At 70.9% G+C, this 591-nt stretch carries 1 pseudogene; it reads left to right on the forward strand.

Going from position 1 to position 591, the window contains the following annotated elements:
* Window positions 1–591, forward strand: a pseudogene (locus EJ903_RS26450) (helix-turn-helix domain-containing protein); the annotation flags it as partial.

A 591-nucleotide genomic window follows, 5' to 3' on the forward strand; every position in this document is an offset into this window, starting at 1 on the left:
GGCGGCGGACACCGGTGGGATCGCCGCGATCCTGCGGCGGGAAGGTCTGTATTCGTCGACCCTGACCGACTGGCGCCGACAACGCGACGCCGGCGCCTTCGAGGCGCTGAAGCCGCTCAAGCGCGGGCCGAAGACGGCCCCCTCCAACCCGTTGGAAGCGGAGCTGGCCAAGGCCCGCCAGGACATCGCCCGTCTCCAGCGCCGCCTGGAACGGGCCGAGGCGGTCATCGACATCCAAAAAAAATTCTCGGACCTGTTGGGGATTGCCTTGCCTCCCGCCGACAGCGACGAGACGCCGCGATGAGCGCGATCGCCACCTTGGCCCCCGACCGCGGTCTTGTGAGTGCGGCCTGCGCCGCTGTCGGCGTCGCCCGTGCCAGCGTCCATCGGCATCGGGTCCGGCTGGCTGGCCGGGAACCGGCGCCTCGCCCCCGGCCACGCCCGCCGCGGGCGCTCGCGGTCCAAGAGCGCCAGACGGTGCTCGCCCTTCTGCGCGAGCCGCGCTTCGTCGATCTCGCCCCGGCGGAAGTCTACGCCACCCTGCTCGATGAAGGCGTCTATCATTGCTCCATCCGCACCATGTACCGCCTG

Source organism: Azospirillum griseum, assembly GCF_003966125.1.
Classification (GTDB): Bacteria; Pseudomonadota; Alphaproteobacteria; order Azospirillales; family Azospirillaceae; genus Azospirillum; species Azospirillum griseum.